The sequence below is a fragment of the Candidatus Gastranaerophilales bacterium genome (assembly GCA_028696075.1).
In the GTDB taxonomy this organism is placed as follows: domain Bacteria; phylum Cyanobacteriota; class Vampirovibrionia; order Gastranaerophilales; family JAILCC01; genus JAQVHS01.
Genome location: JAQVHS010000002.1, coordinates 23167 through 37600, shown reverse-complemented (window position 1 = coordinate 37600; position 14434 = coordinate 23167). Strand labels below are relative to the sequence as shown.

At 39.1% G+C, this 14434-nt stretch carries 23 protein-coding genes and 3 tRNA genes; 1 reads left to right on the top strand and 25 read right to left on the bottom strand.

Annotation, left to right across the window (positions count from 1 at the left end; translation table 11 throughout):
• Positions 1-134: 134 nt before the first annotated feature.
• The 21 genes from rplF to PHX18_01520 form a co-directional block, all read right to left on the bottom strand.
• A complete protein-coding gene (rplF, locus tag PHX18_01620; GenBank protein MDD3593304.1) occupies positions 135-674 on the bottom strand; it encodes a 50S ribosomal protein L6 in 540 nt (179 codons plus the stop codon).
• Positions 675-980: 306 nt separating this feature from the next.
• Positions 981-1376, bottom strand: a complete 396-nt coding sequence (rpsH, locus tag PHX18_01615; GenBank protein ID MDD3593303.1) for a 30S ribosomal protein S8 — start codon at positions 1374-1376, stop codon at positions 981-983.
• Positions 1377-1513: 137 nt separating this feature from the next.
• On the bottom strand, positions 1514-1720 hold the full coding sequence (locus PHX18_01610) for a type Z 30S ribosomal protein S14 (protein ID MDD3593302.1): 207 nt from the start codon (positions 1718-1720) through the stop codon (positions 1514-1516).
• Between the two features lie 22 nt (positions 1721-1742).
• On the bottom strand, positions 1743-2315 hold the full coding sequence (gene rplE / locus PHX18_01605; GenBank protein ID MDD3593301.1) for a 50S ribosomal protein L5: 573 nt from the start codon (positions 2313-2315) through the stop codon (positions 1743-1745).
• Between the two features lie 12 nt (positions 2316-2327).
• Positions 2328-2642: a 50S ribosomal protein L24 gene (gene rplX / locus PHX18_01600; protein ID MDD3593300.1), complete on the bottom strand. Its 315-nt coding sequence runs from the start codon at positions 2640-2642 to the stop codon at positions 2328-2330.
• Between the two features lie 40 nt (positions 2643-2682).
• Positions 2683-3051: a 50S ribosomal protein L14 gene (gene rplN, locus PHX18_01595; protein ID MDD3593299.1), complete on the bottom strand. Its 369-nt coding sequence runs from the start codon at positions 3049-3051 to the stop codon at positions 2683-2685.
• 51 nt (positions 3052-3102) lie between these two features.
• The gene (gene rpsQ / locus PHX18_01590; protein MDD3593298.1) at positions 3103-3348 is read right to left on the bottom strand and encodes a 30S ribosomal protein S17; all 246 of its coding nucleotides are present in this window, start codon (positions 3346-3348) and stop codon (positions 3103-3105) included.
• Between the two features lie 13 nt (positions 3349-3361).
• Entirely contained in the window at positions 3362-3556 is a 195-nt protein-coding gene (gene rpmC / locus PHX18_01585) for a 50S ribosomal protein L29 (GenBank protein ID MDD3593297.1), read from the bottom strand.
• Positions 3557-3567: 11 nt separating this feature from the next.
• Positions 3568-3972, bottom strand: a complete 405-nt coding sequence (gene rplP / locus PHX18_01580; protein MDD3593296.1) for a 50S ribosomal protein L16 — start codon at positions 3970-3972, stop codon at positions 3568-3570.
• 29 nt (positions 3973-4001) lie between these two features.
• Positions 4002-4748: a 30S ribosomal protein S3 gene (gene rpsC, locus PHX18_01575; protein MDD3593295.1), complete on the bottom strand. Its 747-nt coding sequence runs from the start codon at positions 4746-4748 to the stop codon at positions 4002-4004.
• Between the two features lie 11 nt (positions 4749-4759).
• Positions 4760-5095, bottom strand: a complete 336-nt coding sequence (gene rplV / locus PHX18_01570; protein MDD3593294.1) for a 50S ribosomal protein L22 — start codon at positions 5093-5095, stop codon at positions 4760-4762.
• Positions 5096-5097: 2 nt separating this feature from the next.
• Positions 5098-5379, bottom strand: a complete 282-nt coding sequence (gene rpsS, locus PHX18_01565) for a 30S ribosomal protein S19 (GenBank protein MDD3593293.1) — start codon at positions 5377-5379, stop codon at positions 5098-5100.
• A gap of 10 nt (positions 5380-5389) precedes the next feature.
• Positions 5390-6211 (bottom strand): 50S ribosomal protein L2, encoded by an 822-nt coding sequence (gene rplB, locus PHX18_01560; protein ID MDD3593292.1) that lies wholly within the window; start codon positions 6209-6211, stop codon positions 5390-5392.
• 3 nt (positions 6212-6214) lie between these two features.
• Positions 6215-6526 carry a 50S ribosomal protein L23 gene (gene rplW, locus PHX18_01555; GenBank protein ID MDD3593291.1) on the bottom strand — a complete coding sequence of 104 codons (312 nt, stop codon included), beginning with the start codon at positions 6524-6526 and terminating at the stop codon, positions 6215-6217.
• Complete coding sequence (gene rplD / locus PHX18_01550) at positions 6526-7161, bottom strand: 50S ribosomal protein L4 (protein ID MDD3593290.1); 636 nt, start codon at positions 7159-7161, stop codon at positions 6526-6528. The genes rplW and rplD overlap by 1 nt, the downstream gene beginning before the upstream one ends.
• Positions 7162-7181: 20 nt before the next feature.
• Positions 7182-7817 carry a 50S ribosomal protein L3 gene (gene rplC / locus PHX18_01545; protein MDD3593289.1) on the bottom strand — a complete coding sequence of 212 codons (636 nt, stop codon included), beginning with the start codon at positions 7815-7817 and terminating at the stop codon, positions 7182-7184.
• Between the two features lie 467 nt (positions 7818-8284).
• Positions 8285-8596: a 30S ribosomal protein S10 gene (rpsJ, locus tag PHX18_01540; GenBank protein ID MDD3593288.1), complete on the bottom strand. Its 312-nt coding sequence runs from the start codon at positions 8594-8596 to the stop codon at positions 8285-8287.
• Positions 8597-8696: 100 nt separating this feature from the next.
• Positions 8697-9905 (bottom strand): elongation factor Tu, encoded by a 1209-nt coding sequence (tuf, locus tag PHX18_01535; protein MDD3593287.1) that lies wholly within the window; start codon positions 9903-9905, stop codon positions 8697-8699.
• Between the two features lie 55 nt (positions 9906-9960).
• Positions 9961-10032, bottom strand: a tRNA-Thr gene (locus tag PHX18_01530).
• Between the two features lie 25 nt (positions 10033-10057).
• Positions 10058-10140 (bottom strand) — tRNA-Tyr (locus PHX18_01525).
• Positions 10141-10174: 34 nt separating this feature from the next.
• A tRNA-Thr gene (locus PHX18_01520) sits at positions 10175-10246 on the bottom strand.
• Between the two features lie 339 nt (positions 10247-10585).
• Here PHX18_01520 and PHX18_01515 point away from each other — a divergent pair.
• A complete protein-coding gene (locus tag PHX18_01515; protein ID MDD3593286.1) occupies positions 10586-10786 on the top strand; it encodes a hypothetical protein in 201 nt (66 codons plus the stop codon).
• Positions 10787-10791: 5 nt separating this feature from the next.
• Here the strand turns inward: PHX18_01515 and PHX18_01510 are convergent, their stop codons facing one another.
• The 4 genes from PHX18_01510 to PHX18_01495 all read right to left on the bottom strand — a co-directional run bounded on the left by PHX18_01510 (position 10792) and on the right by PHX18_01495 (position 14352).
• Complete coding sequence (locus tag PHX18_01510; GenBank protein MDD3593285.1) at positions 10792-11658, bottom strand: YihY/virulence factor BrkB family protein; 867 nt, start codon at positions 11656-11658, stop codon at positions 10792-10794.
• A complete protein-coding gene (locus tag PHX18_01505) occupies positions 11649-12629 on the bottom strand; it encodes a bifunctional oligoribonuclease/PAP phosphatase NrnA (GenBank protein ID MDD3593284.1) in 981 nt (326 codons plus the stop codon). The genes PHX18_01510 and PHX18_01505 overlap by 10 nt, the downstream gene beginning before the upstream one ends.
• Before the next feature lie 347 nt (positions 12630-12976).
• Entirely contained in the window at positions 12977-13555 is a 579-nt protein-coding gene (locus tag PHX18_01500; protein ID MDD3593283.1) for a hypothetical protein, read from the bottom strand.
• Positions 13555-14352: a hypothetical protein gene (locus PHX18_01495; protein ID MDD3593282.1), complete on the bottom strand. Its 798-nt coding sequence runs from the start codon at positions 14350-14352 to the stop codon at positions 13555-13557. Before PHX18_01495 ends, PHX18_01500 begins: the two co-directional genes overlap by 1 nt.
• Positions 14353-14434 lie beyond the last annotated feature (82 nt).

Genomic DNA, 14434 nt, shown 5'->3' with positions numbered 1-14434 from the left:
GCTTTCGCCTCACTCGGCGCCCTACCGAAAATCCGCTGTCTTGTATTTTCGGGTCGTCGGAAAACTCTTCATTTACCTCCGACTTACGGGCTGGGTTCGGCTTTCGCCTCACTCGGCGCCCTACCGAAAATCCGCTACTTTTTACCTGTCTTACCGGCTTTTCTTCTGATGTGTTCGCCGGCATATTTGATACCCTTACCTTTATAAACTTCAGAAGGACGTTTGCTTCTGATTTCAGCTGCTACATCACCAACCACCTGTTTATTTCTTCCTTTAACGGTAATCTTGTTGGTACCTTCAACGATGAATTCAACACCTTCCGGCGCTAAAACTTTTACAGGGTGAGAACAGCCTAATTGAAAGTCTAAATCTTTCCCTGCTTTTGCTACTCTGTAGCCAACACCGTTGATTTCAAGATTTTTCACAAACCCGTCTTTAACACCGACTACAAGGTTATTAATCAATGTTCTGTACAATCCGTGAAAGCTTCTTGCTTCTCTTGAATCATCTTTTCTACTGATAACAAGAATGTTGTCTTGTTTTTCTATAGTAATTTCAGGTCTTACTTCAACACATTCCTGCCCCAAAGGACCTTTTGCCGTAATAACATTACCTGAAATTGTAACTTCAACTCCGGAAGGAATTTCCACCGGTTTTTTGCCTATTCTTGACATTTTCTTTCTCCTTTTTGCCAATATTTCCGTACCTGAAACGCTCAGGGCGGGTTTTCAACCTTGCGGTTTATACTATTTTTATCTTGCGTTGTCTTGTATTACTTTGGATTACCTTGGATTTTCGGGTCGCCGGAAAACTCTTCGTTTACCTCCGACTTACGGGCTGGGTCCGGCTTTCGCCTCACTCGGCGCCCTGCCGAAAATCCGCTGTCTTGTATTTTCGGGTCGTCGGAAAACTCTTCGTTTACCTCCGACTTACGGGCTGGGTTCGGCTTTCGCCTCACTCGGCGCCCTGCCGAAAATCCGCTACCAAACGTAGCATAGAACTTCGCCGCCGACATTTTCTTTTTTAGCTTTTCTGTCGGTTAAAAGTCCTTTGCTTGTGGAAATGATAGCAATGCCAAGCCCATCCATAACTTTTGGAAGTTTTTTGGATTTTTTGTAATCTCTCAAACCCGGGCGGCTAACTCTTCTTAAATTAGTGATAACAGGAAGTCCCGCATCATCATATTTAAGAGCAACTTTTATCATTTTGAATTTTTCCGCATCACAAACTTCATAACCTGAAATAAATCCTTCTGATTGAAGAAGTTTTGCTAATTCAAGCTTTAAGTTTGAACAGGGAATTTGGACATCAGAATGCTTTGCAATATTTGCATTTCTGATTCTTGTTAACATATCTGCTATTGGATCTGTATTCATTTTTTCACCTTATTGTTCTGTCTTTTGGATTTTTATTTATTACCATTGCGAGGGTGCAAAGCCCGCGGCAATCCATTTATTGTCATTCTGAGCGTTAGCCGGATTACTTCGGGGAGTTTATTCTGAACCCGTTGACACTACCAGCTGGATTTAGTTACACCGGGTAACAACCCTCTGTGAGCCATTTCTCTCAAATGAATTCTGCAAAGACCGAAATCTCTGTGGAATCCATGCGGACGACCACAGATACTGCAACGGTTATGCAACCTTACTTTTGGGTATTTGCCTTTTGCTGCAAGTTCTTCTCTGGTCTGTTCTTTTTCTATCATTGCTTTTTTAGCCAATGTTTTTCTCCTTTATAAGAATTTAGTTACTTTCTTTAACTTCTTTTTTCTTTTTGAAAGGCATTCCAAGCTCTTTTAAAAGGGCAAGCGCCTCTTCATCAGTATTGGCTGAAGTAATGATAGAAATATTCATCCCTTTAACCACACTAACATCATCATATTTAATTTCAGGGAATAAAAGCTGTTCTTTAATCCCTAAAGAATAATTACCTCTGCCGTCAAAACTTTTTTCGCTTACTCCTCTGAAGTCACGAATTCTTGGAAGAGTAACGTTGATTAGCTTTTGAAGGAAATCGTACATTCTTTCGCCTCTGAGAGTAACCATGCAGCCGATTGGCATACCTGCTCTCAATTTATAAGAAGCGATAGATTTTTTAGCACGGGTAACAACGGGCTTTTGGGCTGAAATTTTAGTCAGTTCTTCAACCGCACCGTCCAAAATTTTAGCGTTCTGAACAGCTTCGCCAACACCCATGTTGATTACAACTTTTTCCAATTTTGGGATTTGATGCACATTTTTGTATTCATACTTGTTTTTCAAAGCAGGAATGACATCTTCCACATATTTTTTCTTTAAATTTTTAGTTAACGTCATTTTTTTTAATCCTTATGCGTCTAATTGTTCACCACTTTTTTTACAAACACGTGTTTTTTTGCCGTTTACGACTTCGTGCTTGATCCTTGTCGGTTGTTCTGTCACAGGACAGCAAATCATAACATTTGAAACGGCTATTGGAGCTTCGATTTTTTCCAATCCGCCTTTTACGCCGAGCATAGGATTTGCTTTTCTTGCTTTTGTTACAAGATTTAAGCCTTCCACTATTACTTTATTATCAGCGGTTATAACTTTTTTAATAACACCGATTTTACCTTTGTCTTTACCTGCGATAACACATACTCTGTCGCCGGTTTTAACATGCATTTTATGTTTAATTTTTTCTTTTGCCATGGCTTAACTACTCCTAAATTACTTCCGGAGCCAAAGAAACTATTTTCATATAGTTCTTTTCCCTAAGCTCACGGGCTACCGGTCCGAATACACGAGTACCTGTAGGGTTACCATCTTTGTTAATGATAACGGCTGCGTTTTCATCGAAACGAATTACACTGCCGTCTTGTCGTTTAAGACTGGCTTTAGTCCTAACAACTACAGCTTTAACAACATCACCTTTTTTAACAGGCATATTCGGAGCCGCATCTTTAACAGAAGCTACAATAACATCACCAACAGAAGCGTAACGACGGTTAGAACTGCCGAGTACTCTTATGCAAAGCAATTGTTTTGCACCTGTGTTATCTGCTACTTTCAATCTTGTTTCTTGTTGAATCATTGTTGATTTTCCTTGTTTGATTGTCTATTTAGTAGATCCTTGTTCCAAAAGCTATTTTGCTTTTTCCACAATTTCTACAACACTCCACCTTTTAGTTTTGCTGATTGGTTTACTTTCCTGAATGAGAACTTTATCACCCTCATTGCATTCGTTGGTAAAATCAGCTGCTACATAGTTCTTGTTTTGTTCTATGATTTTTTTGTATTTTGGGTGAGGTCTGTATTCAGGAACACTGACAACAACCGTTTGGTCGTTTTTATTGCTGATTACTACACCCGTTTTTTGTTTCTTAGGCACTTTTTATAACCTCTTAATTTGCTAACTCTTTTTCACTTATGATTGTTTTAATTTGTGCGATTTGTTTTTTAGTTTTGGAAACCAATGAAGGGTCATCGTTTTTTTGAAGAGCTTTTGCCATTCTCAATTCGAATAACTTTTTCTTCAAAGAAACTACCTCTTCTTTTAGTTCCACTATTGACTTTTCACGCATTTCTTCTAATTTCATAGTTATCACCACTACTTTTCTATTATTCTTGTCAATACAGGAAGTTTTTGCGCAGCCAACAGCAACGCTTTTGTTCCTACTTCTTTAGAAACGCCGCCGAGTTCAAAAAGAACTCTGCCCGGTTTGACCACGGCAACCCAGTATTCAACGCTTCCTTTGCCTGAACCCATACGAGTTTCTGCAGCTTGTGCAGTAACAGGTTTATCAGGGAAGATTTTTATCCAAACCTGACCGCCCCTTTTGATGGAACGAGTCATTGCTCTTCTTGCAGCCTCAATTTGGCGGCTTGTAATCCAAGCAGGTTCGGTTGTTTGAAGACCTAATTCGCCAAACTCAAGGTTTACACCGCGAGTTTCGGTACCTGACATACGTCCTCTCATCTGCTTACGATATTTTGTTTTTTTGGGCATTAACATTTTAATTGCTCCTAATTATATTTAATGTACTATTCGCTTTTTCTTGGTGCTCTTGAGCGTCTTTTTGCTCTTTCTTCACGATCCGCAGCACCAGCCGGAGCGTTATTATGTGATGATTTTGCTTTTATATTTTCATCAGCTCTTTCTCCCGGAAGGATAATGCTTTTGAAAACCCAAACTTTTACACCAATGATACCCATTGTTGTATCAGCTTGAGCAAAACCGTAGTCTATATCAGCTCTAAGTGTTTGAAGAGGAATTCTGCCTTCTTTCGCCCATTCTGTTCTTGCGATTTCCGCACCGCCTAAACGTCCTGAAACGGCAACTTTTATTCCTTCAACACCGGCTCTCATGGTACGCTGCATAGCCATTTTCATAGCTCTTCTGAACGCAACCCTTTTTTCAAGCTGTTGTGCAATTGCTTCTGATACTAATTGCGCATCAGCATCAATTTTAGCTACTTCAACGATATCAATTTGAACTCTTTTATTAATTAATTTTGAAACATCATTTCTCAATTCATCAATACCTTGTCCGCCTCTGCCCACTATAATACCGGGCTTCGCCGCTACTACCGTGATAATAACGTTTTGAGATTTTCTTGCTATCAATATTCTGCTTATGCCGGCAGCATAAAGTTTCTTTTTAACATATTTTCTTATCTTAGCGTCTTCCGCCAAAAATTCAGGGTATTCTGATTTTTTAGCGTACCAAGAACTAAGCCAAGGTTTAATGATTCCTATTCTAAATCCGGTTGGATGTGTCTTTTGTCCCAATGGTCCGCCTCCTATTTCTCTACCATTGCAAGCTTGATGGTCAAATGAGAAGTTCTTTTCAGTCTTCTGTACATACGACCTTGAGCTCTGCATCTTGCTCTTTTGTAAGTTATGCCTTCATCTGCAAATATTTCTGATACAAACAGTGTATCTGCAGCAAGCCCTTTTTGAGATGCGTTAGCAATAGCGTCTTTAAGATTTTTTTCAACTACTCTTGCTGCGGCATACGGCATAAAACGAAGGATTCTGGAGGCTTCGTTAACATCTTTGCCTCTAACTACGTTTATCACCCTGCGAATTTTTCTTGCGGGCATTTTAATATTTGATTGTTTAGCCTTTGCTTCCATGTCTATTTCCTTTTCGCTGTTTTGTCTTGACCGGCATGACCCCTGAAAAATCTTGTCGGTGCAAATTCGCCGAGTCTATGACCAATCATTTGTTCTGTAACATATATAGGAACGTGTGTTTTTCCGTTGTGTACTGCGATTGTGTGTCCTAACATCTCAGGAATAATCATAGACGCTCTCGACCAAGTTTTGATTACTTTCTTATCGCCTACATCATTCATTTTTTCTATTTTTTTCATTAACGATTCGTGAACGAATGGACCTTTTTTTAGTGAACGAGCCATCTAATTCTCCTTATTTACGTCTTCTGACTATATATTGGTCAGATTGTTTATTACGTCTAGTTCTATAACCAAGTGCAGGTTTACCCCAAGGTGTTTGAGGAGGTCCGCCTGTTGAAGTTTTACCTTCGCCGCCACCGTGAGGGTGATCTACAGGGTTCATTACAACCCCCCTCACTGTAGGCTTGATACCTAAGTGACGAGTGCGTCCTGCTTTACCTAAAGAAATGTTTTTGGCTTCTTCATTTCCCAAAGTACCGATTGTAGCGATACAATTTTTGTTAACCATTCTCATTTCTGAGCTTGGCAACTTCAAAGTAACGAATTCACCTTCTTTTGCCATTACCTGAGCGCCGCCGCCGGCACTTCTTACTAACTGCGCACCCTTGTTAGGTTTCATCTCTATGTTATGCACAATAGTACCAAGTGGAATTGCATATAATGGAAGAGCGTTTCCTACTTTAATTTCCGCATCAGGTCCTGATACAATAACATCACCAACATTTAATTGTTGCGGGGTTAAAATATATCTTTTTTCACCATCTGCATAGAATACCAAAGATATTCTAACGTTTCTGTTCGGGTCATACTCAACAGTTTTCACTGTTCCCGGAACATTAAATTTATCTCTTTTGAAATCAATTTTCCTGTAAGCTCTTTTATGTCCGCCGCCTTTGTGTCTGCAGGTAATTTTGCCTGTGTTGTTTCTGCCGGCTTGCTTTTTAATAGGCTCAAGTAATGATTTCTCGGGTTTATCTGTTGTAATCTCGTCAAATTCAAAACGAGACATGCCTCTTTGACCCGGAGAAGTTGGATTTATTTTACGAATTGCCATGATTTATGCTCCTATTAACTCTTCGATTGGATCTCCAACGATAGTAACTATAGCCTTTTTACCGGAATCAGTTCTGCCTTGTTTTAATCCTAATCTTTTTTCGTGACTGGGCATGTAAACGGTTTTAACCGCTTTTACTTTTCTACCCGGGAAAATCAATTCAATTGCTTGTTTGATTTCCACTTTTGTTGCTTCTTTTGTTACTTCAAAAGTATATTGTCCGTACTTTTCTACGGCATTATGTGACTTATCTGTTATGATAGGTTTTTTGATAATGTCATATAATCTTTCTGTATTTGTTTTAGACTTACTCATTATTTCATCAACCTCTCTGTTATTTCAGCTATCGAAGATTCAGTAATAACAACACTTGCTGCTTCCAATATATCTTTTACGTTTATGTTGGAAGGGATTATTATTTTAACGTTAGGAAGATTTCTTGCCGCCAATTCCAGATGTTGATTTTCTTGTTGTTTTGTATCGGCTATTATTAATATCTTTCCTTCAACTTTTAAAGAAGCCAATATATTATTGAAGTCCTTAGTTTTAGGTTGGGTTAAAGCCGAGAAATCTTTGATAACCAAAGTGTTGTCCAGTTTTGAAGATAAAGCTGATCTTAACGCCAATCTGCGTGCTTTAACCGGCATTTTGAAGGAATAATCTCTGGGTTTAGGTCCGAAGATAACTCCGCCGCCTTCAAAAAGAGGGCTTCTCAAACTGCCTGCTCTTGCTCTGCCTGTACCTTTTTGTTTCCAAGGCTTTTTACCGCCTCCGCGCACTTCTGCACGGGTTTTTGAATTGGCACTGCCTGCTCTTGCATTATTTAATTGTCTTCTTAGCGCAAGGTGCATAAGATGAATATTAGGCTCAACGCCGAATACTTTATCTTCCAAGTCTATTTGACCCAGTTGACTTCCGTTGCTGCTATGTAATGTTAATTGTTTTGACATTTTTATATTCCTTTAAAGAATTAGTTCCATTTTGTTCTTGACGGTTTAATCGTAACCATTTTGCCTTCAGGTCCGGGGATTGAACCTTTAATTAAGATAATGTTCTTATCGGTATCAACCTTTACAACTTTTAACTTTGTAACGGTAACCTGTTCATTACCCATGTTGCCTGCCATCTTTTTACCTTTGACAACACGGCTCGGGGTAGTACCTGCTCCGATTGAACCGGGCGCTCTGTGGTTTTTTGAACCGTGAGCCATAGGTCCTCTTGAGAAGTTATATCTTTTTACGGTACCTTGAAAACCTTTACCTATTGATTTAGCTGTAACATCAACCTTTGCTACACCTTCTAAAATACTCAAATCAACAGAATCACCCACATTGTAAGCACTTGCATCAGGAACTCTGAATTCCTTAAGTAAGCTCAATGCGGGTAAGTTATTTTTCTTCAAATGGTTAATTTGAGGTCTTGTTAATCTTTTATCTTTACAAGCGCATGTTCCGACTTGAACAGCACTATAACCGTCCGTATCAACGGTTTTAACCTGTGTAACGGTTAGGGGGGCTACTTGAACCACCGTAACCGGGATGACCAAGCCTTTTTCATCATAAACTTGAGTCATGCCTAGTTTTTTTCCTATTACTCCTAGAGTCATGTTTTTCCTCTTTCTTTGTGAGCGCTACGCTAATTTAAACATCTGAAAACCTAATTACGCACTTTTAGCGTAACCGTAGATCACATTCAATCGTTGTCTTGCATTTTCGGGTCGTCGAAAAACTCATCGTTTCCACACGACTCACGGGCTGGGTTCGGCTCTGCCTCACTCGGCGCCCCGCCGAAAATTAGCTATTAAATTTTCAAAAGCAAACAATTGCCAGATGCTGTCTTGTATTTATTGTATTACAAAAATATAAAATGCAATACCTTATTTATTTTTTGGATATATATCCTATAAAATCTTACGAATTGAGGGGATTTGGTTCGTTTGCCACCGTTCCGCTGCACTACTGCCAGCTGTCGCCGTGTTCCGCAGCCTCGCCACCCCACTTTGTTAACTATCTATCGCCACAGCATCGACAGCCTCGAGCCGCCCCACTGCCCAGCAGCCCCTTTTCGCAAAATTTATAATTTAACTTCGATGTCTACGCCGGCAGGAAGATCTAATCTGAATAATTCTTCAGTATTTGTATTTGAAGGATATATATCGATTATTCTTTTGTGCGTACGTATTTCAAAGTGTTCTCTTGATTTTTTGTTCACGTGAGGTGATCTCAAAACACAGAAAATACGACGTCTTGTCGGTAACGGTATAGGACCTGCGACTTTTGCATCAATTCTTTTTGCCGTATCAATAATTTTTTCGGCAGAAGCATCGATAAGTCTGTGATCATATGCCTTTAAGCAAACTCTTATTCTTTGTTGCTTAGTACTCATAACTGTTCTTTTTCCTTTAAAATTTTACTACCATGTGCGCCCTTGGTACGTTTTTGTATTAACAAGCGAGGGAATAACCCCTCGCTTTGTTAATTATACCTTAAGCAATAATTTTATCTACAACTCCGGCTCCAACGGTACGACCGCCTTCACGAATTGCAAATCTCATACCTGCTTCAATAGCTACAGGAGCGATAAGTTCAACTTCCATAACTACGTTATCGCCAGGCATTACCATTTCGCCTTCGAATTTGATTGAACCGGTAACGTCTGTCGTTCTGATATAGAATTGTGGTCTATAACCGGGGAAGAAAGGAGTGTGTCTTCCGCCTTCTTCTTTTGTTAAAACGTAAACGTTTGCCGTAAATTTAGTGTGGGGTTTAATCGAACCCGGTTTTGCCAATACCTGGCCTCTTTCGATGTCTTCTTTACCAACACCACGAAGCAATGCACCAATGTTATCACCAGCCATACCTTCGTCCAGTTGTTTTCTGAACATTTCAACACCGGTAACTACACATTTTTTAGTTTCGCCAAAACCAACGATTTCAACTTCTTCACCAACTTTAACTTTACCACGTTCTACTCTTCCTGTTGCAACAGTACCCCTACCTGTGATAGAGAATACATCTTCAACCGGCATCAAGAATGGTTGGTCTATTTGTCTTTCAGGAGTTGGGATGTAAGTATCGATAGCATCCATCAATTCCCAAATTTTATCGACCCATTTATCTTCGCCTCTTTGAATTTTTGGATTAGCAACAACTGCTTCCAACGCTTTCAAAGCAGAACCTTTAATGAAAGGAACATTATCACCGTCAAATTCATATTTTGACAAGTCTTCTCTCAATTCCATTTCAACAAGTTCCAATAATTCTTCATCGTCAACCATGTCGCATTTGTTCATGAACACAACTAATTGAGGTACACCAACTTGTCTTGCAAGCAGGATATGTTCTTTTGTTTGAGGCATAGAACCGTCAGTTGCAGCTACAACCAAGATAGCTCCATCCATTTGTGCAGCACCTGTAATCATGTTTTTTACATAGTCCGCGTGACCGGGACAGTCAACGTGGGCATAGTGTCTGGCATCTGTTTCATATTCAACGTGAGAAGTTGAAATTGTTATACCTCTGGCTTTTTCTTCAGGAGCAGCATCGATTTCGTCGAATTTCTTAGCTTCTGCTTTACCTGCTGCTGCCATAGTACTTGTAATAGCCGCAGTTAAAGTTGTTTTACCGTGGTCAACGTGACCAACTGTTCCAACGTTAACGTGTGGCTTTGTACGTTCAAATTTTGCACGTGCCATTTTGTTTCTCCTTTGTTAAGTATCTACAATATAAGGTTGAATTTCGCTCTATATTAGCCCATGACGGGATTTGAACCCGTGACCTTTCCCTTACCAAGGGAATGCGCTACCCCTGCGCCACATAGGCATGCCAGGCGAGCAATCAATTAATTTGGGCAGGGCTGGGTTCGAACCAGCGTACACTCACGTGAGCAGATTTACAGTCTGCCGCCTTTAACCACTCGGCCACCTACCCGTATAAAGTTGTAAATGTGCTGTTTATAAGAGCTAGCCGGTGATGGGACTCGAACCCGCAACCTACGGTTTACAAAACCGTTGCTCTACCATTGAGCTACACCGGCGTAGTGCTTGAAACTTAATCGTATAAAGGACATGACTTAATGTCAAGTACACAATTACAATTCTTGCACTTAAATTTTAATAAAACATAAACATATTTTTTGTTCAAGCGAATTTTCGGCAGGACGACGGCTTGCAAAGCAAGACTAGCCCCGTAAGGTGTGAGAAAATTCATCATTTCCCCACACCCTGAAAATTCAAGACGGCGGATTTGCGCCAGACATAACAGTAAAAACTCTTCATTTATTCATTTTTTAAAATAGTATATACTTTTTACGCAATTTTTATATACTATTTGTTTTTATTAAAGTAAGAGAGAAAAACTAAACGGAGAGATGAGCATGTATACTACAAGTACAGATTTATTCAATTTAAGATATAAAAACATAGCCCCTGTTGCAAATATGTACCAGAGCAATATAAGCAGCATCCAAAAAGGCTTTGACAAACCAAAACGTACCCAATTTAAAACAGTAAACCAACTTTTAAGAGAATGTCCATTGGTTGGCGCTACTAAATACGGCTTGAACTTCATCGCTTAAGTAATTTATATAATAGTATTAAGCATTCTTTCTTCATCTTTAAGTTTGTCATAAAACTTAGAGTTTACTTCGCCGCCCAAAAGCACGATAAAAGACGTATAATAAAGCCATATCAGAAATATTGCAAACACAGCCAACGCCCCGTAAAGCTTGCTGTACATATTAAAGTGGTTCAGATAAACGCTAAAAAGCCACGAAGAAATTATCCAGGCAAAGCAGAAGAAAAAAGTCCCTGGTATAGTAGAAAAGAACTTTGCTTTTGGATTGTAATGAATATTAGGCATCAAATAATAGTTTGTAAAAATAACGGCATAAAGCGCCAAAAATATAATAGGCCAGCGTATAAAAGAAATAAAATACACTGTCTGCTTAGGCAAAATGCCAAAACTTAGTATAAAGTTAAAAATAATTTTACCGAAAACCAACGCGTTGATACCCAAAAAAATGACAAAAGCGGTAACAAACAGAAGGATGACCGATAAAAGCCTGGTATACCAAAGCGGGCGGGTTTCTTCCACGTGATAGGCTTTGTTTAAGCCTTTTATAAATGTAAACATTGCATTAGAAGCAACTGCCATCGCAATAATAAAAGTAAAAGAAGCAACAGTTGCATTTGTACTATGCAAAATCTCTCTAAGCATTACTATTATATAGTTGTGAACGTCAGAAGGTATAATCACGGAAAAATAATTAAGGATTTGAGTAACAAGTTCTTCGGTCCCAAAAGCGCTGTATAAAGCCACCATAAAAACCAAAAACGGAAAAAAAGCAAAAATTGAATAAAATGCCATCTCGGCGGCTTTCCCCAAAAAATCATCTCTAAAGCTTGCCTCCGCCACGGAAAAAACCAATTTACACAATCTTATAAACATTTTTTCACCTGTGATTTTACAATCGGTAAAACATCGTTTATCGCCTCATCTAAGCTTTTTTGGATAATACAGCCTGCAGCCAGTTTATGACCGCCGCCGCCAAAAAATTCACAAATTTGGGAAACATCGACACGTTTGCTGCGAAAGCTGAATTTTGCTTCTTTTTTAACGGTTTCTTTAACAACAAAGCTGACCTCTACGTCTTTTTCCTGTCTTAAAATCTCGGAAATTCCTTCCAAATGTTCATCTTTTGCGTTGAACTCTTCGAGCATCTTCCTGTCGATTTTAGTGTAAGAAATTTTATCATCCATAACATAAACAGCACTATAAACAGCAAAAGCAGCTATTTTAAGCATTTCCTTAGGTTTGCGCTCATAACATTTTTCAAAAATTTCAGTAGGGTTAGCGCCCAAAGACACCAATTGTTTTGCAGCTTCAAAAGACGCTTCATTGGTATTTGAGTACCTAAATCCGCCTGTATCCGTGAGCAAGCCTGTATAAAGACACAGGGCGGTTTCTTTATCTATTTCAAGATTATTTTCAACAAATAATTTATAAATGACTTCCGCAGTACTTGAAAAATGCCCCTCTACTATATTTATATCGGCAAAATGGGGGTTTGTTATATGATGGTCAAGATTTATCGTAAAATTCGCTTTTTTATAAATTTTTTCAAAATAACCCATTCTGTCCAAAGTCGCACAATCCAGCGCAATAGCCAAATCAAATTTATGAACCTTAACTTCATGGTTTGTTAAAATACAATCTTCAATCCCGGGCAAAAACGTATAAACATCAGGGATTTTATGCTGTATAACAAAAACCGGATTTTTATCGGGAAAATTCTTCTTTATAAGTTTATTCATAGCCAAAGTCGAGGCAACCGTATCGCCATCGGGACCTATATGCGAAACCAAAAGGATATTTTGTGCCGATTTAATTTTTTCTAAAACTTCGATGTAAGTATTCAAAACCAACTCATAAAACCTGCTCTAATGAAATTCTAACACAAACCTAATCAGCCTTACAAGAAGTTAAGCAGCTTGGCGGCTAAGAAGCTGGGAAGCTGAGAGGCCGGGATGAAACTTAAGAGGTGAAGGGGTGAAGAGCTTAAGGAAGTTAGGAAGCCGGGAAGCTGAGAGGCTGGGATTAGCTTATGTAGTTGGGTTAAAACCCAACCTACTTGGCTACTTGGCTATTGGACAGATGCTGACACTTCGCTTCGCTGCGGAGACAGGGTCACAAGACCCATTAATTCGCCTGTTCCCTTTGTCAAACAAGTTCAGCATGACAGCTTCTCAGCCTCTTAGCTTCTTTATTACGCTTTTTGCTTATCAACAATTTTTTGGGCGCAGAATGTAGAAATCACAGGCACTATGAACCTGTATAACATGCCAAAAACCAACGCTGATTTGGCAATCTTAATGCCTTCCATGTACTTGTGCAAATTAGGATTTTTAGCATGCATTTCGGCAAATTTCTTTGCATACTTATCAAGCGGCTTATCCAACAATTTATCAATGGTAAATCCGCCGACGGTAGCAGCAACACAAGAAATCAGCCCTTTCAGCATAAGTGGTTTTTTACGCTCTTCCTTAATTTTAGGTGATTTAGCAATACTGATTATTTGGAATGTGGATAACATTACACCGGTTAAAGCAAACATATATGCAGCCAGATTGGTTGTATGGAATTTTTCGGCAAATTTTCGGACTGGTGTTGTATCAATCGCCTTGCCGACACCGATTGCCACAACATCGGTAAATTTATCATAACCATGGTTTACGGTTTTTCTGGCAAAATCGTAGAAACCGCCTCTAAACGCAACATCCCGGCGAGGAAAGTTCGGTCTTAAAGGAGTGCAGTTTGTTGTCATATTAGCTTTTAATATGTTCATTATTTTGCCTCCTTCTGAAAGTTTTTAAAAATATGGCTGCCTGACATACTGACAGCTGACTTTAAGTAAACATTTTGGTCTTTAAACACATTGTTCTTTTTATTTTTAATTCTATTTACCGTATGTTCCCCAAAAATAGAAACCATAATAGCAGGGAGAAGCGCAATTGTTAACATTGCTTTGGGGATAGCGGAAACAAAATCCGCACCTAACTTAAACAGCTGGGTCGAAAATTTATATTTCGAAGACTTTATCAAATCGCCTTTTTCACTCAAAGCTTTAATTGTTTCAGGCTTCAAATACTTTGCGGGATTTTTATTTACCTTTTTAATTGCCGTAGCCAAAGGAATAGATAAAACAGCCATAATTAAAAACCCGATGATACCGGAAGCCACCGATTCGGCTGAAGCGTACTGTTTATTTTCTTTTTCTATACCCGGAGTAGCCATAATCGCCGCAGGTCTGAAAGCACAGGTAGCAACAAGCGCCGCTCCCGCTCCGAATAACGCACCGTTATCCGCCGCAAATTCCAAACCTTTAAGGAAAAACCTGGAATTAAAAAATCCACCGAAACTGATGTTGGTGGATTTAGTCGCACTGCTATTTAATTTTTTTACACACTCCAAGCTTGTATAGTCGCTCTTGTGGGTTATCAGGTCATTTTTATAATCTCGCTCCTTAAACATCGCCTGAGAACACCCCGCAAAATTCCTTCGCTTCTCATATTCCAAGCTGTTTATGCCGTTCGGGCTTGATTTTAAGATATTAAGATTATTATTTATCGCAAGTGTTTTCATTTCTGTTCACTTATCAAATTGTAGAATAGGTGTACATCATACAATAATAAATTTTTCAGCGCAAGTACTTTTTTTATTATTT

Coding starts and splice junctions, on each gene's coding strand:
- rpsS (MDD3593293.1), bottom strand. CDS start 5,379: ATGGCTCGTTCACTAAAAAAAGGTCCATTCGTTCACGAATCGTTAATG.
- rplB (MDD3593292.1), bottom strand. CDS start 6,211: ATGGCAATTCGTAAAATAAATCCAACTTCTCCGGGTCAAAGAGGCATG.
- rplP (MDD3593296.1), bottom strand. CDS start 3,972: ATGTTAATGCCCAAAAAAACAAAATATCGTAAGCAGATGAGAGGACGT.
- rpsH (MDD3593303.1), bottom strand. CDS start 1,376: ATGAATACAGATCCAATAGCAGATATGTTAACAAGAATCAGAAATGCA.
- rplN (MDD3593299.1), bottom strand. CDS start 3,051: ATGATTCAACAAGAAACAAGATTGAAAGTAGCAGATAACACAGGTGCA.
- rplD (MDD3593290.1), bottom strand. CDS start 7,161: ATGTCAAAACAATTAACATTACATAGCAGCAACGGAAGTCAACTGGGT.
- rplC (MDD3593289.1), bottom strand. CDS start 7,817: ATGACTCTAGGAGTAATAGGAAAAAAACTAGGCATGACTCAAGTTTAT.
- rplV (MDD3593294.1), bottom strand. CDS start 5,095: ATGGAAGCAAAGGCTAAACAATCAAATATTAAAATGCCCGCAAGAAAA.
- rplW (MDD3593291.1), bottom strand. CDS start 6,526: ATGAGTAAGTCTAAAACAAATACAGAAAGATTATATGACATTATCAAA.
- rpmC (MDD3593297.1), bottom strand. CDS start 3,556: ATGAAATTAGAAGAAATGCGTGAAAAGTCAATAGTGGAACTAAAAGAA.
- PHX18_01495 (MDD3593282.1), bottom strand. CDS start 14,352: ATGAAAACACTTGCGATAAATAATAATCTTAATATCTTAAAATCAAGC.
- tuf (MDD3593287.1), bottom strand. CDS start 9,905: ATGGCACGTGCAAAATTTGAACGTACAAAGCCACACGTTAACGTTGGA.
- rplF (MDD3593304.1), bottom strand. CDS start 674: ATGTCAAGAATAGGCAAAAAACCGGTGGAAATTCCTTCCGGAGTTGAA.
- PHX18_01510 (MDD3593285.1), bottom strand. CDS start 11,658: ATGTTTATAAGATTGTGTAAATTGGTTTTTTCCGTGGCGGAGGCAAGC.
- rplE (MDD3593301.1), bottom strand. CDS start 2,315: ATGACGTTAACTAAAAATTTAAAGAAAAAATATGTGGAAGATGTCATT.
- rplX (MDD3593300.1), bottom strand. CDS start 2,642: ATGCATGTTAAAACCGGCGACAGAGTATGTGTTATCGCAGGTAAAGAC.
- rpsJ (MDD3593288.1), bottom strand. CDS start 8,596: ATGAGTACTAAGCAACAAAGAATAAGAGTTTGCTTAAAGGCATATGAT.
- PHX18_01515 (MDD3593286.1), top strand. CDS start 10,586: ATGTATACTACAAGTACAGATTTATTCAATTTAAGATATAAAAACATA.
- PHX18_01500 (MDD3593283.1), bottom strand. CDS start 13,555: ATGAACATATTAAAAGCTAATATGACAACAAACTGCACTCCTTTAAGA.